This window comes from Janthinobacterium sp. GW458P (genome assembly GCF_002127585.1).
GTDB lineage: Bacteria > Pseudomonadota > Gammaproteobacteria > Burkholderiales > Burkholderiaceae_D > Janthinobacterium.
In genome coordinates, this window is sequence record NZ_NEGZ01000048.1 from 28,957 (window position 1) to 47,155 (window position 18,199).

Here is an 18,199-nt window from a genome sequence, read left to right on the forward strand (position 1 = left end):
GCGACGCGCCCGGGCAATTGTGCGCGCCTATTGAATCTAACACAAGGCCGCTCCCGCCACCGAAGCCGCTGCCGCCCCCCGTTCCGCCCAAGCCGCCCGCGCCCGAACCCGTGACATTCGCCGTGGCCGTGCCCGATATTACCGCGTATGACGGCAACGGCGCGCCGCTGGCGCCCATCACCAGCAAGCCGGCCACCGGCACGCCGCAGGACATGCCGGCCGCCACGGCGCCGGCGCCGGCCGACGGCAAGGTCCACCACATCGGCCTGCTGCTGCCGCTGCGCTCGGACACCCTGGGCCCGGCCGCCGAATTGCTGCGCGCCGGCTTCATGGCCGCGTATGAGCGCGACCGCAGCGGCTTTGAAGTGACGGTGATCGACACGGGCGACGGCAGCACCGACGTGCTGAACAAGTTTGCACAGGCGCAGGAAGAACAGGACATCGTCGTCGGTCCCTTGTCGCGCCCGGCCGTGACGGCCGTCGCGAACAGCGACCTGGTACGCAAGCCCACGGTCGCCCTGAACCACCCGGACAACCGCGGCGAGGCGCGCCTGCCGGCCAAGCTGCTGGTGATGGGCCTGTCGATCGAGGCGGAAGCGCGCCAGGTGGCCGCCTGGGCCGCCAGCGAACAGCCGGGCGCCAGCGCGCTGATCCTGTCGGCCGGTTCGCCGTCGCAGCGCCGCACCAGCGCCGCCTTCAAGCAGGAATGGCTGCGCCAGGGCGGCAAGATCGAAACCATGGACTTGACGGCCACGAACGGCTACCTGAGCGATGCGGAACTGGTGCAGCTGCGCGCACGCCTGGCCGCCACGCCGCCGGGCCTGCTGTTTGCCGCGCTGGACGCCGACCAGGCGCGCCAGCTGCGCGTGGCCATCGGCAGCGACCTGCCCCTGTACGGCACCTCGTCGCTCAATCCCGGCGCCGGGCGCGGCGCCAGCGGGCCCGAACTCGACGGCGCGCGCCTGCTGGACCTGCCATGGCAGGTGCAGCGCGACCATCCGCAGGTGATGGTGTATCCGCAACCGCCGCAGCCGGGCGAACGCCGCCTGACGGCCGACATGGAACGCCTGTACGCACTGGGCATCGATGCCTTCCGCGTGGCGCGCGAACTGGCGCTGCGGCCCAATGCGCCTTTCACGCTCGACGGCGTAACGGGCCGCCTGGCCGTGCGCTTTGAGAAGGATCAAAGCGTGTTCGAACGGACGGAGCAGGCCGCCAGCTACCAGCAGGGCGTGCTGGGCACCTGGCCACCGGCCCCGCCGGCCGCGCCGCCGGTACAATAAGGACTGGCGCCATGCCGCCCTTCTGGACCAAACGGGAACAGGGACGGCAGGCGGAAGACGATGCGCTCGCGTATCTGCTGCTGCAAGGACTGGTGCTATTGCAACGCAACTATCTGTGCCGGGGCGGCGAGTTGGACCTGATCATGCGCGACGGCACCGCCATCGTCTTCGTGGAAGTGCGGCAACGCTCGGGCGCGGCCTACGGCGGCGCCCTGGCCAGCATCACGCCGGCCAAGCAGCGGCGCATGGTGGTGGCCGCGCAAACCTGGCTGCAAGGACAACAGACACTGCCGCCGTGCCGCTTCGACGCCCTGTGCATCGACGCCGGGCGCATCAGCTGGCTGAAAAACATTCTGGATATGTAAGCATTTTTAACAGTGCTTGTCCGCCATGCCGCGCGGCTGCACTATAATCGGCAGACTATGAATAATCAACGCATCCTCTCGCACTTCCACGAAAGTGCCGAACTCAAGATCCAGGCCGCCACCGTACTGGCGCAACCCATTGCGCAGGCGATCGACCTGATGTTTTATGCATTGTCCAACGGCAACAAGATCCTCGCCTGCGGCAACGGCGGTTCCGCCGCCGACTGCCAGCATTTCGCGGCCGAGCTGGTCGGGCGCTTCGAGCGCGAACGCTTTCCGCTGCCGGCCCTGGCGCTGACGACGGATACATCCATCCTGACGGCCGTGGCCAACGACTACAGCTACCGCGAAATCTTCTCGAAGCAGGTGCAGGCCTTCGGCCAGGCCGGCGACATCCTGCTGGCCATTTCCACGTCGGGCAATTCGGCCAACGTGATGGCGGCCGTGGAAGCGGCGCTCGAGCGCGAAATGCGCGTCGTGGCGCTGACGGGCAAGGACGGCGGCGCCATCGGCAAGATGCTGACGGACGCCGACGTGCACATCTGCGTGCCGGCCGAGCGCACGGCGCGCATCCAGGAAGTCCACCTGACCACCATACACTGCATCTGCGACGGCATCGACGTCGCCCTATTCGGAGGAGACGTGAATGACTAAATTCGGTACTGGCCCAGGCTGGAAACGCGTACAGCGCCCGCTGGCCACCGCACTGCTGTGCGGCGCCATGCTCACTTCGCTCACCGGCTGCATCGAACTGATGGTCGGCGGCGCGGTGATGGGCGGCGTTGCCGCGGCGGACCGCCGCACCTTGGGCGCCCAGACCGAAGACAAGTCGATCGCCCTGAAGGGCGAGTCGCGCGTCCCCTCCATCGTCGGCGACGCCGGCCACGTGAACGTCACCAGCTTCAACCGCCGCGTCCTGCTGACGGGCGAAGTGCGCGACGAGGCGATGAAAAACGCCGTCGAGCGCGAAGTGCGCAATATCGAAGGCGTGGAATCGGTGGCCAATGAGCTGATCATCGCCGGCCCCGCCAGCTACACCTCGCGCTCGAACGACGCGCTGATCACGGCCAAGGTCAAGGCCAGCCTGGTGGACATGAAAACCATCTCGGCCGCCTCCTTCAAGGTCGTCACGGAAAACGGCACCGTCTTCCTGATGGGCAGAGTCACCCAGCGTGAAGGCACGGTCGCCTCCGACGTGGCGCGCGGCGTGAGCGGCGTGCAGAAGGTGATCAAGCTGTTCGACTACATCTCGGAAGCGGAACTGAAGCAATTGCAGCCCGATCCGCCGCAGCAGCGCACGACGAACACGGTCAGCGATACGGTGCAGCAGTAAGCGCCTCCGCCGTTTGACCTACGGCAATGGCGCGACGATGCAGCTATAATGACCGCATCGTCGCGCTACTCTAGTGACTTATTTCAACTTCGCCATGTCCACTTCGCCATCCGCAAGCAAGTCCTGGATCAAGCCAGCCCTCATCGCCGTCTTCGTGGCGGGCGTGGCGGCAGCCGGCTATCTGTCGCTGAACGACAAGCAAAGCGCGCCGGACGTGACGTTCCACGGCATCCATGGCGAGAAAATCACCTCCGACAGCCTGCGCGGCAAGGTGGTGATGGTCAATTTCTGGGCCACGTCGTGCACGACTTGCGTGGCGGAAATGCCGGAAATGATCGACACCTACAACAAGTACAAGGGGCAGGGACTGGAATTCGTGGCCGTGGCCATGAAATACGATCCGGCCAACTACGTGCTGAACTTCGCCGAAACGCGCCAGCTGCCGTTCAAGGTGGCGCTCGACGTGACGGGCGAGGCGGCCAAGGCCTACGGCGACGTGGCCCTCACGCCCACCACCTTCGTGCTCGACAAGCAGGGCAAGATCCTCAAGCGCTACGTGGGCAAGCCGGAATTTGCCGAACTGCACAAGCTGCTGGAAACGGCCATCGCCGGCTAAACGTCTCACATAAGCTGCTGCGCGTCGCGATTTGCAGCCTGCGATGCTCACTGTGCTCAAGCACAGTTCCGCTTCTCTGCCGCAACTCGCTTCCGCTCGCTACGCTTCTGTGAGACGTTAAAGGCGGGAGAACACCGCACAAAACCTTGTTGCTAAAGGTTGCCAATCTGTTATAACCTTCCCAGGCGTGATCCCATTCACCTCGTGAAGGCCAGCCGTGTCCCTCGCCGCCCATCAGCCCGACCCGCAGCAACTGAAAACCTGGCTGCTTGCCGCCGGCAACAAGGACGCCACGGCGTTCCGCCAGCTGTATAACTCCACTGCATCGAAACTGTTTGGCTTCGCGCTGCGTATATTGCATAAGCAAGAGCTCGCTGAAGAAGCCTTGCAAGAGGGGTTCGTCGCCATCTGGAACAACGCCGCCGCTTACCAGAGCCATCTGGCCGCGCCGATGACCTGGATGGCCACCATCGTGCGCAACAAGGCGTTCGATGTGCTGCGGCGCAGCGACGATACCGTGGAAATCGATGCCGACCAGTTTGATAGCGAAGTCATGAACGCACTCCGGGACCCCCAGGCCACGCCGATCGAAGCGCTGCAGCTGAGCGGTGACGCCAAGGCGCTCGCATTTTGCATGTCAGCCCTGGAAGGGCTGCACCGGCAGGTGGTGGCGCTGGCGTTTTATCACGACCTGTCGCACAGCGAAGTGGCGCAGCAGATGTCGCTGCCGGTCGGCACCGTCAAGACGTGGATACGCCGCAGCCTGGAACGGCTGCGCACATGCCTGGCGAAACGGGAGGCCTCATGAATATCCGCGGCAATGACCCGCTGCGCCAGAAACTGGCGGCCGAATACGTGCTGGGCACCCTGAAAGGGGGCGCGCGGCGGCGTTTCGAAGGCTGGCTGCACAACGACGCCGATTTGCGCCATATCACGGCGCAATGGCGCCAGCGCCTGGAACCGATGGCGGAATTTGCCACACCCGTGGCGCCGCCCGGGCGCGTGTGGCGGCAGATCGAGCAGCGCCTGCACCTGAAGCCGCAGGGCCGCTGGTTCCTGTTCCGCGATGCGCTGTCGTTCTGGCGCGGCCTGGGCATGGCGTCGAGCGCCATCGCCGCCTTGCTGGTGATCGTCTTGGCCACGCGCGTGATGGAGGCGCCGCAGATCAGCTATGTGGCCAGCCTGACGGACGAGAAGGCGCAAACGGCATTGCTACTGACGGCCGACAGCCGCCACGGCGCGCTCGAGGTGCGCATGGTGGCCAACGCGCCCGTGCCCGCCGACCGCGACCTGGAACTGTGGGCCGTGCCGAAGAGCGGCAACCCGCGCTCCCTGGGTTTACTGGCCGACAAGGGCAACGTGAAACTGGCGTTGTCGCAGCGCGCCATCGGCAGCGACGTGGCCTTGCTGGCCGTTACCCTGGAGCCGAAAGGCGGTTCGCCGAATCCGGACGGACCGACGGGACCAGTCTTGTATAAAGGTAACTGGGTGAAAATGTAAGCTTATTTAGGATACAGGATCATCTGCGTGCAGCGGAACAGGGCGATGGTCTTGCCCGTTTCCTTGCTTTTCACCACGGCATCCCACACCTGCGTGTTGCGGCCCTTGTGCTCGACCTTGGCCGTGCAGGTCAGCGTGCCTTCGCGGGCCGTGCCCAGGTGGTTCGATTTGAGCTCGATGGTGGTGAAATTGATCGCGCCCTCGGGCAGGTTGGCGATGCAGCCATAGCCGGATGCCGTGTCGGCCAGGGTCACCACGCTGCCCGCGTGCAAATAGCCATTCGGCGCCAGCAAGTGCGGCAGCACGGGCAATTCCGCCGTCAGCTGGCCGTCGCCCACGGCCGTGATGACGATGCCCAGGTGGCCGGGCAGGCGGCCCGTGCCGCGTTCATTCAACATTGCTACGGTGATCTCGGGATTGCTCATGGTCTCTGCTTTTCCTTGTTGTCGTGGTGATGCCGGACAGCGGCAAGGCTGCCGGAAAATACTATGATGATAGCAATTTTTCCGGCAACGGTTTGGCCGCCGCTTATTTCCGGCCGCGCCGCCGTTTCCACCACACCAGGGTGCCTGTCAGCAGGAACAGCAAGGGCATCAGGCCAAATACCGTAATGAAGGCGCGCCCGGCCACGCCAAACGCCTGGCCCGTATGCAGGGGGAATTGCCAGCCCAGGAAGACATCGCCGGCCGGCGCCTGCAAGGGATCGCGTATGCGCAGGGGCAAGCCGCTGCGCGCGTCCAGGGTGATGCGCGTGGCGCCGTCGCCGTCGGCGATCTCGCCGGGCTGGCGCACGCGGATCTCATAGGGCTGGTCCTGTTTCGCCGGCAGCACGATGCGCGACACGCGCGCCTGCGGATACAGCTGCTGCGCGGCGGCCATGGCCTGGCCCGCGTCAAGCACGGCGCCCTCCTGCTGCACATTCTTGAGTTTTGCCGTGTCCGGCGCCGCCGACACCAGCCCCACCACGGGCACGATCAATTGCGGCAAATTGAAATAGATGCCGGAAAAGGCGAGCACGGCCAGCACGGGCGCGGCAAAGAAGCCCGCCGCCTTGTGCAACGTGTAGTTAAACCGGGGCCAGGAGCCGCCATGCGACACCGTCAAGGCACGCCGGATCGCCGTCCACTGCAGGCGCGGCCACCACAGGCAGATGCCGCTGACGGCCATCAGCAGCAGGGCCACGCCCGAGATCCCCGTGATGGTCTTGCCCGCGTCGCCGGACAATACATAGCGGTGCAAATGAAACATGCCCGACATCAGCAATGGGCGCGTGAGGCCGAAGCGGCCCCAGTCGCGCTCGCCTTTCACCTGCAAGGTGTAGGGGTCGACCATCACCTGGCGCACGACGGCCTGGCTGAACGGGGACGGCTTGCCGGCCTGGCGGTACGAAGCCACGTACACGTCGCGCGCGTCGGCGGGCGGATTGAGCTGGCTCGGCTTGCCGTAGGCGGGGTCGGCCGCGAGTCCATCCACCACCGCCTGCAGCGTGCGCGGCGTCACCTGGAACACCTGGCCCGGCGCGGGCGTGCTCGCCTGCAACAAGGTCGGATTCAGATACGCGTCGAGTTCCGGCATCCAGGCGATGGCGGAACCCGTCAAGCCCAGCAGGACGAACAGGGCGCCGAACCACAGCCCCACGTACAGGTGCAGTTTGCTGAGCAACCACTTGAGCGGGCGTCGGGACATGGAATCTTTGGGAAATTTTTGGCTGCGGAACGATAGCATGAAAGCCCCGCGGGGAAAATCACGCGCAGCAAGAAAGGAAGGAATCGAACAACACGCTCATGGCAACGGCGGATTCGCATAAAAACGAGCGTTTCGGCACCATCAGCGAGCGCATCGGCATCGCGCGGTTATGTTGCGCGGCATACACTTTCCCCTATACTTATCGAAAGGAAAACTATGACCGCCTCCCGCCTCCTCGCCGCCACCTTGGGCCTCGCTCTTCACCTGGGCGCCCATGCGGCCGATTTCCCGGTCGCCAGCACCGACATCGCCCCCGGCCAGCGCCTGGCTTCCGCGCAAGTATTCCGGGGCTTCGGCTGCACGGGCGGCAACCTGTCACCGCAATTGTCGTGGAGCAATGCCCCGGCCGGCACGAAAAGCTACGCGATCACCCTGTACGACCCGGACGCGCCCACGGGCAGCGGCTGGTGGCACTGGAGCGTGTTCAATGTGCCCGCCAGCACCACCTCCTTGCCGGGCGGCGCCACGGCCAGCACCCTGCCGGCGGGCGCCGTACAGGGACGCAACGATTACGGCGACAGCGCCTACGGCGGCGCGTGCCCGCCACCGGGCGACCAGCCGCACCGCTACCAGCTCACCGTCTGGGCGCTGAAAACGGAAAAATTGCCATTGGATCAACAGACTAGCGGCGCCATGCTCGGCTACATGCTCAACGCCAACGCGCTGGGCAAGGCGCAGCTGACGGGACTGTATGGCAGATGACATGGAGGCGGTGGCCCTGAGCGAGCTGCGCATCGCCCACGGCACCATCGAGGCGCGCCGCGCGCAAACGCTGCGCCGCGTGCCCGTCTTCCAGAGCGCCCTGTGCCGCGTGCGGCAGGGAACGAAATTGCTGGAATGGGGCGCGCGCCAGACCCGCGCCGGCACGCGCGACGTGGTGCTGATGCCGGCGGGCCAGGAACTGGGCGTGGCCAACCTGCCCGGCGCGCAGGGCTACCGGGCCGAGGTGCTGAGTTTTTCGCCGGCCCTGATCGCCCGCTTCCGCGCGCGCCATGGCGGTCTCGTCGACAACCAGCTGCGCCAGGCGGCCACGGCCAGCCTGTGCGTGCCGCTCGATGCCCACGCGGCGCTGGCCTGGGACCAGCTGACGGCCAGCCTGGCGGGCAGCACACCGCCCGCGCTGCTGGCGCACCAGGCGGAAGGCTTGCTGCTGGCCCTGGCACTGGGCGGCCATTGCGGCCCGCTGTTGCTGGACCGCCGCGACCCGCTGGCCGCGCGCGTGCAGCAAGTGCTGCTGCTGGACCCGGGCGCCGACTGGAGCGTGGCCAAGGTCGCCAGCCAGCTGCACCTGGGCGCCTCCACCCTGCGCCGCCAGCTGGCCCTGGAACAGCGCCATTTCCGCGCCATCCTGGAAGACGTGCGGCTGGGACTGGCCTTGCAGGAATTGCAAGCTGGTATTTTACCCATCGGCGACATCGCCGCCGCCTGCGGCTACGCCTCGCCCTCGCGCTTCGCGGCCCGTTTCCGCCAGCATTACGGCCTGTCGCCGCGCGACCTGCGCGCCACCTTGTAGGTTCGCGCTGGGGCAAATCACGCAGCAAGCGCTGACAGCAGAGCGATTTTCTTGCTACTATGCCCCCATGTCTACCCGCCAGCCATCCCGCAAGCCTTCCCCGGCGTCCGCCCTCGCGCGCACGCCGTGGCAGCTGTGCGTGGCGCTGTTCAGTGCGCTGGCCCTCGTGTTCCTGCTGTCGACGGCCGCCTCGCACCTGCACAAGACGACGCTCGACGCGGAAGAGTGCGCGCTGTGCGCCACGGTCATCGACAAGGTGGCCGACATCGCCGTGCCGCCGGCCATCAGCGAGCCGCCCGCCCAGTTACTGCCGTACCGCCTGCTGGCCCTCGCGCCCGCTACCCTGGCGCCCGTCGCCATCCTCGTCCTGCCGCCCGTGCGCGGCCCGCCTGCCGCCTCGCTGTAGTTCCCACGCCGTTTTCATCCTTTTCAGGCTGCCCTTTGCCGCGCTTTGATGCGCGCCGGGCCGCCTGGCGTTGACTATTTTCGAGGTTTACCATGCAACACACTCCACGCCTGAGCGCGCTGTCGCTCGCCCTTGCCAGCCTGTTTACCGTTTCCGCCCATGCGGCCGAGCCTGCCGACGCCACTAGCGATGCCGCCCCGCCGGAAATGCAAAAGGTGGAAGTCACGTCCGCCCATCTGAAAAGCGCGCGCATCGAACTGTCGCCGAAGGTCGGCACCACCATCTACAGCATCGACAGCCATATGGTCGACATGCTGGGCCAGGGCGACAACACGCCGTTCAATGAAGTGCTGCTGCGCCTGCCGGGCGTGTCGCAGGATTCAAAGGGATCAGGTGCTTTGCACGTGCGCGACGACCATGCCAACGTGCAATACCGCATCAATGGCGTGCAATTGCCCGAAAGCATCAGCGGCTTCGGCCAGTCCATCGACACGCGCTTGATCGACAAGACGGATTTCATGACGGGCGCCTTGCCGGCCCAGTTCGGCCTGCGCACGGCCGGCATCGTCGATATTGAAACGAAGGAAGGCGGCATGACGCCCGGCGGGCGCATCGGCATCATGGTCGGCAGCCACGACCACGTGGAGCCGAGTGCCGAATTTTTCGGCAGCGTGGGCAAGTTCAATTACTACCTGTCCGGCAGCTACCTGGGCAATGCCCTGGGCGTGGAAAACCCGCAGGACACGCGCAGCGCCCTGCACGACAAGACGCGCCAGAACAAATCGTTCGGCAGCCTGTCGTATTTTCTCGATGACAACACGCGCCTGGGCGCCATGTTCGGCACCTATAACGGCCGCTTCCAGATCCCGAACAACCCGGACCAGGCGCCGGGCTTCTCGCTGGCCGGCCACAGCGACGCGCAGGCGGGCACGTCCACCTTGCCGTCGTCGCAGCTGAATGAAAACCAGCGCGAAGTGAACCGCTTTCTCGTGCTGTCGCTGCAAAAAAGCCTGGGCGACGTCAATTACCAGGTGTCGGCCTTCCACCAGTACTCGGAACTGCACTTCACGCCCGATTCCATCGGCGACCTGATCTACAACGGCGTGGCCTCGGATGCGCGCCGCGCCAACAGCGCTTCCGGTGCCCAGTTCGACATCAGCTACAAGTTGCACCAGGACCACACCGTGCGCGCCGGCCTGGCCTACACGCGCCAGAAGACGACGAGCGACAACACGGTGGCCGTCTTCCCCGCCATTGACGGGGCGCAAACCTCCACCACGCCGGTCAGCATTCTGGACAACAGCGGCAAGACGGGCACCCTGGCCAGTGTCTACCTGCAGGACGAATGGCATATCAGCAAGCCATTGACCCTGAACTACGGCGCCCGCTTCGACAAGGTCTCGGCCTACACGAACGAGCAGCAATGGAGCCCGCGCGTGAATCTGGCCTACCAGATCGCGCCGGGCACGGCCCTGCACGCGGGCTACTCGCGCTACTTCACGCCGCCGCCGCAGGAGCTGGCCGCGCAGGGCAGCATCGACCTGTACGCGAACACGACGAATGCACCGGAAATCGGCCAGTCCGACAACGTCAAGGCCGAGCGCACGCACTACTATGACGTGGGCATCAGCCACCAGGTGAATGCGAAACTGACCGTGACGGCCGATGTATATTATAAAAAAATCAACAACCTGCTCGACGAAGGCCAGTTCGGACAGGCATTGATTTTGACGCCGTTCAACTATGCGGATGGCTATGCCAGGGGTCTGGAGCTGTCCGCCATCTACAGCGAGAAAAACTGGGGCCTGTTCCTCAACGCCAGCACGCAAAAGGCGCAAGGCCGCAACATCAATTCGGGGCAAGCCCTGTTTGGCGCCGATGAGTTGAACTACATCAGCAGCCACTATGTCTACCTCGATCATGACCAGAAATACACGCTGTCGGGCGGCGGCCACTATCACTTCGGCGATTCGCAAGTGAGCGCTGACTTCCTCTACGGCAGCGGCCTGCGCATGACGCCGGACGGCGGCGCACCGAATTCCGGCCATCTGCCGAGTTACTTCACCGTCAACACGGCGCTCACGCACACGTGGAAGAACACGCCGGTGGGCAAGGTCGAGGGACGGCTGGCCCTGATCAACCTGTTCGACAAGTCGTATTTGCTGCGCGACGGTTCCGGCGTGGGCGTGGGCGCGCCACAACACGGTGCCCGCCGCAGCATCTACGCAGGCCTGTCCACCAGTTTTTAACACCTGACAGTACCTACTGCGCGGCGTGGGGCGCGGCCTCCGATGCTCACTGTGCTAAAGCACAGCTGCGCTTCTCGGCCACGCCGCACATCCGCTCGCTAAGGTTCTGTCCAGGTGTTGTAAGTCGCGCGAAGACAGCGGCAGGGAGCAACGCCTGCCGCTGTCGGTTGCCGTCAGGAATCAGCCATCACCCCAGGCGACAGGCGCCTGGCCATGCGCCTGCAGATAAGCATTCGTCAAGCTGAACGGCTTGCTGCCAAAGAAACCTTTACTGGCCGACAAGGGAGATGGATGCGGCGCCGCCAGCACCAGGTGCTTGCCGGGGTCGATCAGGCTGCGCTTGGCTTGCGCGTAGCCGCCCCACAGGATGAACACGAGGTGTTCGCGCTCGGCGGACAGATGGCCGATGGCGCTGTCCGTCAGCTTTTCCCATCCCTTGGCCGCGTGCGAACCGGCCGCGCCCGCGCGCACCGTCAGCACGCTGTTGAGCAAGAACACGCCTTGCTCGGCCCAATCGGACAAATCCGTGCGCGTGCGCGCCACGCCCACGTCGCTGTGTAATTCCTTGAAGATATTCTGCAGGCTGGGCTGCGGCGGCGTGCCGTCGGGAATCGAAAAGCACAGCCCCATGGCGGCGCCCGGCGTGTGATACGGGTCTTGCCCCAGGATCACGACTTTGACTTGCCCGAACGGCGTCAGGTCGAAGGCGCGGAAGATGTATTTACCCGGAGGAAAACACGGCCCCTCCGCGTACTCTTCCTTCACGAAAGCGGCCAGGCGTTCCCAGTAGGGCTGGGCAAACTCCCCCTCCAGCCGCGCCTTCCACGATGCGTCGATGCGTACGTCCATGGCTCCCCCGTCAAGCATGTTTTTAAAACATCATTGATCAGTATAGCCGCGTCACGTCCGCTACCGCGTTACGGTACGGCCGGGCAATGCCTATTTGTCGTCATAGTGATAACGGCAGGCCGCCACGTAGATGCAGCCCGCGTCGGGCAAATACACGAGCCGGTGCTGGCGGTCGATGCGGCGTGACCAAAAACCCGTCAGATCGCCTTTCAGCGGTTCCGGCTTACCCGTGCCCTTGAATGGATCGGCCAGGCATTCATCGAGCAAGTCATTGATTTTTTGCAGGATTTTCAGGTCGCTCTCTTGCCAGAACAAATAATCTTCCCAGGCATGATCGGTCCAGGCCAGCACGGCGGCGCGCGCCTGCTGCTTGTTTTCAGTCTTCCGGTTTTTCATGCCGCGCCAATGCTCGTGGCTGCGCCTTGCCCGCCTTGATCTGCGCCACGGACGCCATCAGCCGGCTGGCATTCTTGGCCGTGCCCAGCAAATACAGGGTTTCCTCGATGCTGTTGTAGTCCGACAAGGACAGCATCACCACGTGTTCGCCATTCACGCGCGTGATTACGGTGGGCGTATGGTCGTTGCAGACGTCGTCCATCACGCTTTTCAGGCCCGCGCGCGCCTCGCTGAAAGTCAGGATATTCATGCCGTGCCACCGTCCCATTGAAAGTACATGCCAATAATTGTACAGGATGTTGTACATCACTTCAATCAGGCAAAAAAAAGCCGCCAGCGCGATCGCGGGCGGCTTTGATCTGGCGCAAGGTGCTTAGAAATTCAGCGCCGATTCCACGCCGGCGCTGTGCGCCTGTTCATCCGCGTGGTACGAGCTGCGCACCATGGCGCCCACGGCGGCGTGGGTGAAGCCCATTTTATAGGCTTCTTCCTCGAACATTTTAAACACGTCAGGGTGCACGTAGCGGCGCACGGGCAGGTGGCTGTTCGATGGCGCCAGGTACTGGCCGATGGTCAGCATGTCGATGTCGTGCTCGCGCATGTCGCGCATGACTTGCAGGATTTCCTCGTCCGTCTCGCCCAGGCCCACCATGATGCCGGACTTGGTCTTCACGTCCGGGTACATGGCCTTGAAATCCTTCAGCAGTTTCAGCGAGTGCATGTAATCGGAGCCGGGACGGGCTTCCTTGTACAGGCGCGGCGCCGTTTCCAGGTTGTGGTTCATGACGTCAGGCAAGCCGTCCTTGAACAAATTCAACGCTTTTTCCAGGCGGCCACGGAAGTCGGGCACCAGCACTTCGATGCGGGTGTTCGGCGACAGGGCGCGCGTTTGCTGGATGCACTCGACGAAATGGCCGGCGCCGCCGTCGCGCAAGTCATCGCGGTCGACGGAGGTGATGACGACGTAGTTCAGGCGCAGCTTGGCGATGGTTTTCGACAGGTTGGCAGGCTCGTCCTTGTCCAGCGGGTCAGGGCGGCCATGGCCGACGTCGCAGAACGGGCAGCGGCGCGTGCACTTGTCGCCCATGATCATGAAGGTGGCCGTGCCCTTGCCGAAACACTCGCCGATGTTCGGGCAGCTGGCTTCCTCGCACACGGTCACGAGTTTATTTTCGCGCAACACATCCTTGATTTCATAGAAACGGGTCGAAGCCGAAGCGGCCTTGACGCGGATCCAGTCCGGCTTTTTCAGGCGCTCGACTTGCTCGATCGGAATGATCTTGATCGGGATGCGCGACGTCTTGCTGGCGCCTTTTTGCTTTTCGCTCGGGTTGTAGGCGGGAGCGGCGGGGGCGGTGCTGGAAATGGTCTCAGAAGTCATGGCTGCAAGCCCTTGACGGGCATGTTGGTTTGTTTGCTCAGGCATCCGCTGCCTGAGGCGCGCCTGCGGCGCTGTTTACTTCGCTTACATCGAGTAATACGGTCAGTTCCTGGGCCAGGGCCCGCTGCACCTCGGCCAGCGGCGCCACCACGCCCATGCTGCGCATGTCCACCGTCTTCAGGCCGGAATAGCCGCAAGGGTTAATCCAGGAAAACGGCGCCAGGTCCATCGCCACGTTGAGCGACACGCCATGGTAGGTGCAGCCGTTGCCGCGCACTTTCAATCCCAGCGCGGCGATCTTCGCACCCTTGCTTGGTCCGCCGGCGATATAGATGCCAGGCGCGCCATCGATGCGCTCGCCAGCGAGATTATACGCCGCCAGCACGTTGATGATGGCTTGCTCGATTTTATGCACGAACTGGCGCGCATACAGCTTGCCGCCCGGCTTGTTGCGGCGCAAGTCCATCAGCAGATAAATCACCACCTGGCCGGGGCCGTGGAAGGTGACTTCGCCGCCCCGGTCCGTCTGCACCACGGGCACATTCTCGGCGCCGGCCAGCAGATGGCCGCGGTCGGCCGCCAGCCCCAGGGTGAACACGGGCGGATGCTCGACGATCCACAGTTCGTCGCGCGTGTCCGTCGTGCGCGCGTCGGTAAACGCGCGCATGGCGGCAAAGGTCGGCTCGTAATCGACGCGGCCCAGCTCGCGGATCAGCGCCGTTTCGGTGCGGGTGGTGGTCATGACAGATTCTGTAGTCAGCTGCCGGCGCCCTGCGGACGCTGCGGCGAAGCCGTGATTATAAGCCAGGCGGCCGTTTCATTGAGCCGCGGGCGCCGGCAACAGCAGCAAGCTGCCCAATTTTTGCGCAGCGTGGCGCACCTGGGCCTGGCTCAGGGCCGTGTAGCCGAGCAGCACGGCCGGCGCCAGTCTGGCGCTGTGGCAAAAGTCGCTCAGGGGCTGCAGCGCCAGCCCGTCCTGCGCGGCGCGCGCGCAAAACGCCCGCTCGTCGGCATCCGGCGGCAACCACAGCACGCAATGAAAACCCGCTTGCTGGCCGGAAATAGTGTAGCGCCCTGGCGCCGTCTGTTCCAGGCAGGCCAGCAGCAGGTCGCGCCGCTCCTTGTAGGCCAGCCGCGCCTGGCGCAGATGCCGCACGAAGGCGCCGTCCGCCATCCAGGCGGCCAGCGCCAGCTGTTCCGTGATCCCCACGGAACAGCCCGTCAATTGCAGGGTGCGCAGCAGCTGCGGGCGCAAGGCGGGCGGCAGCACCATGAAGCCCACGCGCAGGCCGGCAAACAGGGTCTTGTTAAAACTACCACAATAAATCACGCGCTGATATTGATCCAGCGCCTTCAGGGCCGCCAGCGGGGCGCTGTGGTAATTGAATTCGCTGTCGTAATCGTCTTCCAGCACCCAGGCGCCGCTGTCATTCGCCCACTCCAGCAGGGCCAGGCGGCGCGTGACGGACATGGTCACGCCCAGCGGCGACTGGTGCGCCGGCGTCACGTAGGCCAGGCGCGCGTCGGGATGCAGGCGCAGGGCGGCGTCATCGATGCCTTCGGCGTCGACGGCGATGTCCACGGGCACGGCGCCGGCGAGGGCGAACAGGGCGCGGGCGGCCGGGTAGCCGGGTTCTTCCAGGCACACCTTGTCACCATCGTGCACGACGTTGCGCGCCAGCAAGTCGATCGCGTGGCGGATGCCGGTGGTGACAACGATGTCGTGCGGATCGCAGCGGATGCCGCGGTACCTGGCGAGGAAATCGGCGATCTGCTGGCGCAGCTGGGGCAGGCCAGCCGGATCGGCGCTGCACAGCTGCTCCGGCGTGGCGGCGGCCAGCGCCCGCGTGGCGCACTTGGACCAGGCGGCCATGGGAAACAGGCTGGCGTCGGCGCGCCGGGCCACGAAGGGCAAGCCGTCGCGCACGCCCGTGTCCGGGGCGGGCGCGGGCACGGCGGCCGGCACGGCGGGGCCCCGCCCGCCCTAGCCGGCCCACAGGAAGCGCCCCCGCACGCCGGGGCACACGCGGGGGCCCGAACCGGGGCCGCGCGCCACGGCCGNGCAAGCCGTCGCGCACGCCCGTGTCCGGGGCGGGCGCGGGCACGGCGGCCGGCACGGCGGGGCTCTGCTCGCCATAGCCGGCCATCAGGAAGCGCTCCGGCACGACGGCGCACACGCGGGTGCCGGAACCGGGCACGCGCGTCACGTACGCTTCCGCATGCAGGCGGTCGAACACGGTTTCGATGGTGCCGCGCGACAATTCCCACCGTTCGGCCAGGGTGCGGCTCGATGGCAGCCGGCTGCCGGCCGGCAGCATCTTCGCCAGGATGGCCGAACGCAGCGCTTCATAGGCGCCGTCCTGCTTGTTGACACCGGCCTTGCCGAGCCAGCTGGTGGGGCGGGGCAAGTCCAGGGTGTGCGGTGATTTTCCTCGCGGCATGGTGATGATCGTCCAAGTGGTCCAATGAAATGAGTGCTGACCGGCACTTCGCATTACACCACAAACATTCTACTCTCGGCGTACCGCTGCGTCAGCGTGGCGCAACGTGCAATCTTACGTCTGGAAAAATGATCAAAAATACATCTCTGCCGCTGTGGGCCTGGGGCGGCATCGTGCTGCTGCTGGTCTGCCTGTCGCGCATCAGCATCGATATCTATTTACCCTCGCTGCCGGCCATGGCCGACGCCCTGCATGCCAGCGATGCCCAGTTACAGCTGACCCTGAGCCTGTTCATGGCCGGCTCGGCCGCCTCGATGCTCGCTTGCGGGCCGCTGGCCGACCGCTGGGGACGCCGCCCCGTGCTGCTGGCCGGCACGGGCATTTTTGTGCTCGCCAGCATCGCCTGCAGCGTGACTTCCGACGTGCACGTGCTGATCGCCGCGCGCGTGCTGCAGGCGTTCGGCGGCTGCAGCGGCACCATCATCGGCCGGGTCATGGTGCGCGACCGCTTCGATCCCGCCACGCAGGCGCGCATGCTGGGACGGATTTCGATGGTGATGGGCTTGTCGCCCATCCTGGCGCCGCTGGCCGGCAGCGTGCTCGACGCGGCCTTCGGCTGGCGCGCCGCGTTCGGCGCGCTGTGCCTGCTGGGCGCGCTGTCGCTGTGGCTGATCATCGTCTACGTGCCGGAAACGAAGCCAGCCGACGCCGCGCCGCCAGGCAATACCCTGGCGCTATACCGCCGCCTGCTGGGCGACGCGTATTTCCTGCGCTATGCGCTGGCCATCGGCTGCGTGTATTGCACGTATTTCCCCTTCATCGCGGAATCGTCCGTGCTGCTGCAAAGGGGCATGCACCTGTCGCCCGGCGCGTATGCACTGGTGTTCGGGCTGACGGTGAGCGGCTATATCGCGGGGTCGAGCCTGTTTCGCGCGCTGGGACCGCGCCTGGGCGCCGATCACATGCTGGGCGTGGCGGTGCTGCTCAATGTGGCGGGGGCGGCCAGCCTGTTGCTGGCCGGTACTTTGGCGCCACAGCACGTGGCGTCGCTGGTGGCGCCCATGCTGCTGGTGATGGTGTCGGTGGGCATGGCGATTCCCGCCTGCCAGCTGGCCGTGCTGCAGCCGTACGGCGCCCGGGCGGGCAGCGCCTCGGGCCTGTTCTTCTTCGTGCAGATGGCGATCACGGCCGTCTGCGGCGCCGTCATCGCCGCCATCACCGATGGCAGCGAAAAACCGCTGCTGTGGGTGACGGCGGCGGCCAGCGGCGCCTTTGCCGCCGTCTGGCTGCTCACGAAGAGCCGCGCCAGCGTGGCGGCAGCCAGCCTTACATGACGATCTTGACCATCGGGTGGCCCGACAGCGCCATGTACAGGGCGTCGAGCTGCTCGCGGCTGATGGCGCGCACGGTAACGGTCAGGCCCGTGTAATTGCCCTTGCCCGATGGGCGCTCTTCCATGCGGCCCGCGTGGAAGGTCGGATCGTGGCTGATGACCAGCTCCAGCATGGTCGGCGCGAAGTCGACATGCGTCGGACCCATGATCTTGATGGGAAAGTCGCTCGGGTATTCGATCAGCGATTCGCTGGGAGGAATCGTCACTTCGGTGGGTGGGGTGGTGTGCATAGTCTATCCAATCAATGCCGGTCAGAACAGGCGGCGCAGCATACATCGCGCGGCGGCTGCATAAAGACGTATTGTAGCCAACTTTGCGGGCGGCTGCGCCCGCCGCCATGGCGCCGGCGTGGCGGAAAAAAAAAAGCCAGCTGGGTAAGCTGGCGAAAAACTATTTCGTTTGGACAAAATAGCCGGAAAAGTCGATGCTGTCACTTGGAGGATAAGCAGTGGTCGTACTGTAAGCACAATACGGCGGCTTTACCTCCGGCATGTGACGAACTGCACATTTCGCGGCTTGAACGTCGATACGGCGCGACAGACGGCGTGGCCGTCAGCGCTCCACTTCCTGCATCCGGCCGTTGCGGCCCGGACCGCCGCGCTCGTTGCCCCGCTCATTGCCGCGTTCACGGGGCGGATTGGGTCGCTCGGCACTGCGCGCCTCCTGGGGCGGACGCGCGGCAGCGGCCGGCATTGGCGGCGGCGCAGGGCGCGGAGCGGCCACGGGCG

At 65.3% G+C, this 18,199-nt stretch carries 21 protein-coding genes and 1 pseudogene; 12 read left to right on the forward strand and 10 right to left on the reverse strand.

Translation table 11 applies throughout. The features are described 5' to 3' along the window. Positions 1-110 precede the first annotated feature (110 nt). The 7 genes from CBW50_RS21555 (at position 111) to CBW50_RS21585 (ending at position 5,097) form a co-directional block, all read left to right on the forward strand. Positions 111-1,283: a penicillin-binding protein activator gene (locus CBW50_RS21555; RefSeq protein WP_253251970.1), complete on the forward strand. Its 1,173-nt coding sequence runs from the start codon at positions 111-113 to the stop codon at positions 1,281-1,283. A gap of 11 nt (positions 1,284-1,294) precedes the next feature. Continuing rightward, positions 1,295-1,648, forward strand: coding sequence for a YraN family protein (locus tag CBW50_RS21560; RefSeq protein ID WP_086147452.1), 354 nt, complete (start codon positions 1,295-1,297; stop codon positions 1,646-1,648). A gap of 57 nt (positions 1,649-1,705) precedes the next feature. Further along, positions 1,706-2,302, forward strand: coding sequence for a phosphoheptose isomerase (locus CBW50_RS21565; RefSeq protein ID WP_034752465.1), 597 nt, complete (start codon positions 1,706-1,708; stop codon positions 2,300-2,302). Next, on the forward strand, positions 2,295-2,981 hold the full coding sequence (locus CBW50_RS21570) for a BON domain-containing protein (RefSeq protein ID WP_086147453.1): 687 nt from the start codon (positions 2,295-2,297) through the stop codon (positions 2,979-2,981). Before CBW50_RS21565 ends, CBW50_RS21570 begins: the two co-directional genes overlap by 8 nt. A gap of 94 nt (positions 2,982-3,075) precedes the next feature. Then, positions 3,076-3,597 (forward strand): peroxiredoxin, encoded by a 522-nt coding sequence (locus CBW50_RS21575; RefSeq protein WP_086147468.1) that lies wholly within the window; start codon positions 3,076-3,078, stop codon positions 3,595-3,597. Between the two features lie 217 nt (positions 3,598-3,814). Then, positions 3,815-4,405 (forward strand): sigma-70 family RNA polymerase sigma factor, encoded by a 591-nt coding sequence (locus tag CBW50_RS21580; protein ID WP_086147454.1) that lies wholly within the window; start codon positions 3,815-3,817, stop codon positions 4,403-4,405. After that, positions 4,402-5,097, forward strand: coding sequence for an anti-sigma factor (locus CBW50_RS21585; RefSeq protein ID WP_086147469.1), 696 nt, complete (start codon positions 4,402-4,404; stop codon positions 5,095-5,097). Before CBW50_RS21580 ends, CBW50_RS21585 begins: the two co-directional genes overlap by 4 nt. Before the next feature lie 2 nt (positions 5,098-5,099). On the opposite strand, the gene CBW50_RS21590 is transcribed toward CBW50_RS21585, so the two are convergent. After that, a complete protein-coding gene (locus CBW50_RS21590) occupies positions 5,100-5,522 on the reverse strand; it encodes a PaaI family thioesterase (RefSeq protein WP_086147455.1) in 423 nt (140 codons plus the stop codon). Between the two features lie 103 nt (positions 5,523-5,625). Continuing rightward, on the reverse strand, positions 5,626-6,783 hold the full coding sequence (locus tag CBW50_RS21595) for a PepSY domain-containing protein (protein WP_086147470.1): 1,158 nt from the start codon (positions 6,781-6,783) through the stop codon (positions 5,626-5,628). A 216-nt stretch (positions 6,784-6,999) separates the two neighbouring features. On the opposite strand from CBW50_RS21595, the gene CBW50_RS21600 reads away from it, so the two are divergent. The 4 genes from CBW50_RS21600 to CBW50_RS21615 all read left to right on the forward strand — a co-directional run bounded on the left by CBW50_RS21600 (position 7,000) and on the right by CBW50_RS21615 (position 11,011). Then, positions 7,000-7,545 carry a YbhB/YbcL family Raf kinase inhibitor-like protein gene (locus CBW50_RS21600; RefSeq protein ID WP_086147456.1) on the forward strand — a complete coding sequence of 182 codons (546 nt, stop codon included), beginning with the start codon at positions 7,000-7,002 and terminating at the stop codon, positions 7,543-7,545. After that, positions 7,535-8,356 (forward strand): helix-turn-helix transcriptional regulator, encoded by an 822-nt coding sequence (locus CBW50_RS21605; protein WP_216356391.1) that lies wholly within the window; start codon positions 7,535-7,537, stop codon positions 8,354-8,356. The genes CBW50_RS21600 and CBW50_RS21605 overlap by 11 nt, the downstream gene beginning before the upstream one ends. A 67-nt stretch (positions 8,357-8,423) precedes the next feature. Then, positions 8,424-8,762 (forward strand): hypothetical protein, encoded by a 339-nt coding sequence (locus tag CBW50_RS21610; RefSeq protein WP_086147458.1) that lies wholly within the window; start codon positions 8,424-8,426, stop codon positions 8,760-8,762. Positions 8,763-8,854: 92 nt separating this feature from the next. Then, complete coding sequence (locus CBW50_RS21615; protein WP_086147459.1) at positions 8,855-11,011, forward strand: TonB-dependent receptor; 2,157 nt, start codon at positions 8,855-8,857, stop codon at positions 11,009-11,011. Positions 11,012-11,191: 180 nt separating this feature from the next. Here CBW50_RS21615 and ung read toward each other — a convergent pair whose 3' ends face one another. The 7 genes and pseudogenes from ung to CBW50_RS30355 form a co-directional block, all read right to left on the reverse strand. Continuing rightward, the gene (gene ung, locus CBW50_RS21620) at positions 11,192-11,860 is read right to left on the reverse strand and encodes a uracil-DNA glycosylase (RefSeq protein WP_086147460.1); all 669 of its coding nucleotides are present in this window, start codon (positions 11,858-11,860) and stop codon (positions 11,192-11,194) included. Between the two features lie 90 nt (positions 11,861-11,950). Beyond that, positions 11,951-12,256, reverse strand: coding sequence for a Txe/YoeB family addiction module toxin (locus tag CBW50_RS21625; protein WP_086147461.1), 306 nt, complete (start codon positions 12,254-12,256; stop codon positions 11,951-11,953). Beyond that, positions 12,237-12,506 (reverse strand): type II toxin-antitoxin system Phd/YefM family antitoxin, encoded by a 270-nt coding sequence (locus CBW50_RS21630; RefSeq protein WP_070223351.1) that lies wholly within the window; start codon positions 12,504-12,506, stop codon positions 12,237-12,239. The genes CBW50_RS21625 and CBW50_RS21630 overlap by 20 nt, the downstream gene beginning before the upstream one ends. A 123-nt stretch (positions 12,507-12,629) precedes the next feature. Next, positions 12,630-13,637 carry a lipoyl synthase gene (lipA, locus tag CBW50_RS21635; RefSeq protein WP_086147462.1) on the reverse strand — a complete coding sequence of 336 codons (1,008 nt, stop codon included), beginning with the start codon at positions 13,635-13,637 and terminating at the stop codon, positions 12,630-12,632. A gap of 37 nt (positions 13,638-13,674) precedes the next feature. After that, positions 13,675-14,379 carry a lipoyl(octanoyl) transferase LipB gene (gene lipB, locus CBW50_RS21640; RefSeq protein WP_076564619.1) on the reverse strand — a complete coding sequence of 235 codons (705 nt, stop codon included), beginning with the start codon at positions 14,377-14,379 and terminating at the stop codon, positions 13,675-13,677. 75 nt (positions 14,380-14,454) lie between these two features. Next, the gene (locus CBW50_RS21645; RefSeq protein ID WP_253251971.1) at positions 14,455-15,603 is read right to left on the reverse strand and encodes a PLP-dependent aminotransferase family protein; all 1,149 of its coding nucleotides are present in this window, start codon (positions 15,601-15,603) and stop codon (positions 14,455-14,457) included. A gap of 220 nt (positions 15,604-15,823) precedes the next feature. Further along, a pseudogene (locus CBW50_RS30355) lies at positions 15,824-16,132 on the reverse strand (GntR family transcriptional regulator); the annotation flags it as partial. Between the two features lie 74 nt (positions 16,133-16,206). Here CBW50_RS30355 and CBW50_RS21655 point away from each other — a divergent pair. Then, a complete protein-coding gene (locus tag CBW50_RS21655; protein WP_086147465.1) occupies positions 16,207-17,412 on the forward strand; it encodes a multidrug effflux MFS transporter in 1,206 nt (401 codons plus the stop codon). Here the strand turns inward: CBW50_RS21655 and CBW50_RS21660 are convergent. After that, positions 17,405-17,701: a DUF493 family protein gene (locus CBW50_RS21660; protein ID WP_086147466.1), complete on the reverse strand. Its 297-nt coding sequence runs from the start codon at positions 17,699-17,701 to the stop codon at positions 17,405-17,407. The genes CBW50_RS21655 and CBW50_RS21660 overlap by 8 nt on opposite strands. Positions 17,702-18,199 lie beyond the last annotated feature (498 nt).